This window comes from Bradyrhizobium manausense, assembly GCF_001440035.1.
GTDB classification, from domain to species: Bacteria; Pseudomonadota; Alphaproteobacteria; order Rhizobiales; family Xanthobacteraceae; genus Bradyrhizobium; species Bradyrhizobium manausense.
In genome coordinates, this window is the sequence record NZ_LJYG01000003.1 from 1 (window position 1) to 2792 (window position 2792).

At 63.9% G+C, this 2792-nt stretch carries 3 protein-coding genes; all 3 read left to right on the forward strand.

What is annotated here, in order from left to right:
* On the forward strand, positions 1 to 759 hold a 759-nt coding region (locus AOQ71_RS00530), incomplete at its 5' end, for an IS91 family transposase (protein ID WP_205668176.1).
* A 652-nt stretch (positions 760 to 1411) separates the two neighbouring features.
* The gene (locus tag AOQ71_RS00535) at positions 1412 to 2287 is read left to right on the forward strand and encodes a tyrosine-type recombinase/integrase (protein ID WP_205668180.1); all 876 of its coding nucleotides are present in this window, start codon (positions 1412 to 1414) and stop codon (positions 2285 to 2287) included.
* Between the two features lie 12 nt (positions 2288 to 2299).
* On the forward strand, positions 2300 to 2792 hold a 493-nt coding region (locus AOQ71_RS00540; RefSeq protein WP_162268295.1), incomplete at its 3' end, for an IS91 family transposase.

Genomic DNA, 2792 nt, shown 5'->3' on the forward strand with positions numbered 1-2792 from the left:
TCCGTGCTGCACACCTGGGGCTCGGCCATGACCCACCACCCGCATGTGCACATGATCGTGCCGGGCGGCGGCATCTCGCCCGACGGCCGGCGCTGGGTGTCGTGCCGGCCGGGCTTCTTCCTGCCAGTGCGCGTGCTCTCACGCCTGTTCCGGCGATTGTTCCTGGAGCGCCTCGCGATCCTCCACCAGGCCGGGCGCCTGAGCTTCTTCGGCAACGACGCTGATCTCGCCGGAGCACAATCATTCGCCGCATTGCTTGCAGCCTCGCGCAAGACGGAATGGGTCGTCTATGCCAAGCGCCCGTTTGGCGGTCCCGAGGCCGTGCTGGCCTATCTGTCGCGCTATACCCACCGCGTCGCCATCGCCAACAGCCGCCTGATTGCCTGCGACCAGCGCGGCGTCACCTTCAGCTGGAAGGATTACCGGGTCGAAGGCCACGACCGTCAAAAGCGGATGACGATCGCCACAGACGAGTTCATCCGCCGCTTCCTCATCCACGTGCTGCCAAAAGGCTTCCACCGCATCCGCCACTACGGCCTGCTCGCGCGGAGCGCCTGCGCCGACAACGTCGCACGCGCGCGCAAACTGCTCCTCGTCAAGGATCGTAAGGATGAGCCGACCGAGACCATCGACAGCGGCACGCCGCCGTGTCCATGCTGCGGCGGTCGCATGATCGTCATCGAGGTTTTTGAGCGAGGCGCAACGCCTCGCCATCAAGCGAGCCCGCCAACCAGCGCCATCAGGATCGATACGTCATGAGCGCGCAACCGTCATGCTGCAAAGTTGCTCGCCATGCCCGCCGCTCATCGACCGGCCACGGCGGCATACGCTCCAACTGTCAGCTGTCGTTGCCAATCCGCCGACGATTGATCACGTTCGAACCCATCTACCCGTCATTCGCTTGCCCCGCCGCCGTCGCGCAGCTCGCTGCATGGACTCGAACTCCATCGGCCAGCTCGCCTGCAGAGCTCAAATCCCCATAGAGCCCGCCGCACCTTTCCTGCCCATCATGCGCGGTTTCCTCCCTTGGAGGCTTTCGGACGCCGGCCGCCCGAATATGCCGCGCCGTCAGTCACGCGGCCGGCATCCGAAACCCTTCACAAAATGCGAAGAACTCAGTTTGAGCAAATCTGGTCCGCTCCGTCACAATAAGCGGACCTCCGTCAGGCGCGGCGTAACTTCGCAGATGGGCCAATCACGTCGGTTTAGTCCTGCCGCGATTGCTTCCGGTCAGACCCGAGGAGCGGACATCTTTGGTGCTCATCGAAGGTTCTCAAACGGGCCACAGGACTAAACCGCTCGCGCGGTAGCTTTCCGCGGCTGGCGGCACGGCTAAGACGATAGCGCAACGGGGCGTCCTGTCTTGAGATTGAGGTGTTGCAACAATCTCACCCAAGACAGGAGCATCCCCATGACCGACGAGGCAGTAAGCCCGCTACGCCGGCGCATGATCGAAGACATGACGATCCGCAAGTTCGCAGCCAAGACCCAACATGACTACATTCAACGGGTCAAGCATTTCGCTTTGTTTCTCGGGCAATCGCCCGATCTGGCGACCTTCGAGGACGTGCGTCGTTATCAGCTGCATCTGGCGACGGGCGGCGCTGGCGTGCCGACCATCAACCAAGCCATCTCGACGTTGCGGTTCTTTTTCAAAGTCACCTTGAAGCGCCACGATATCGTCGAGCACACCCAGTTCATTCACGAGCCGCGCAAGCTGCCGGTGGTGCTGAGCGTGGAGGAGGTAGCGCGGCTGCTCGATGCCGCGCCGGGGCTGAAGTACAAGGCGGCTCTCAGCGTGGCCTACGGTGCCGGGCTGCGTGCCAACGAGGTCGTCTCGCTCAAGGTCTCCGATATCGACAGCAAGCGGATGATCATCCGCGTCGAGCAGGGCAAGGGCGGCAAGGACCGCAATGTCATGCTGTCGCCCAGCCTGCTCGCGCTGCTACGGGCCTGGTGGAAGATGGCTCGGCCGCTAGGCTGGCTGTTCCCGGGCCGCGATCCGGCCCAGCCAATGACCACGCGCCAGCTCAATCGTGCCTGTCATGCCGCCGCGCAGATGGCGGAGATCAACAAGCGCGTGTCGCTGCACACATTGCGCCACAGCTTCGCTACTCACCTTCTGGAGCAGAACGTCGACGTGCGCGTCATTCAGGTGCTCCTCGGCCACGCCAAGCTCGACACCACCGCGCTCTACACCCGCGTCGCTACCAAGACCATCAGCGAGGTCATGAGCCCGTTGGAGCACATCGCTCTCAAGCTCAAGGAGGCGCGGCCGCCCGGCTGACGCCGGGCACCTGTGTCGCGCCCGGCTCTGGAGGTTGCGGATATCTTCCGCAGCCATGGCCCGGCATGGCGTCACGCCCATGCCGGCCATGTCAGCCTCGACCAGTTGAAGTTGATGTCGGCGATCGAGAGCTGCCGCACGGCAGCCCTCGGCGGCCATGTCGCGCGCTGCGAGGACTGTGCCTTTACCACCATCGCCTACAATTCCTGCCGCAACCGGCACTGTCCGAAGTGCCAGGGCGCCGCGGCGAAGCAGTGGCTCGCCGACCGCGAGGCCGAACTGCTGCCGGTGCCGTATTATCACATTGTGTTCACGGTGCCGGCTCGGATCGCCGACATCGCCTATCACAACAGGGCCATCGTCTACGATCTGCTGTTCAAGGCCTCGGCCGAGACCATGCTGACGATCGCCGCAGATCCGAAGCACCTCGGCGCCAGGATCGGCATCACGTCCGTGCTGCACACCTGGGGCTCGGCCATGACCCACCACCCGCATGTGCACATGA

Bases quoted from the DNA above. Each gene is read 5' to 3' on its own strand.
- AOQ71_RS00535 (WP_205668180.1), top strand. From the start codon at position 1,412: ATGACCGACGAGGCAGTAAGCCCGCTACGCCGGCGCATGATCGAAGAC.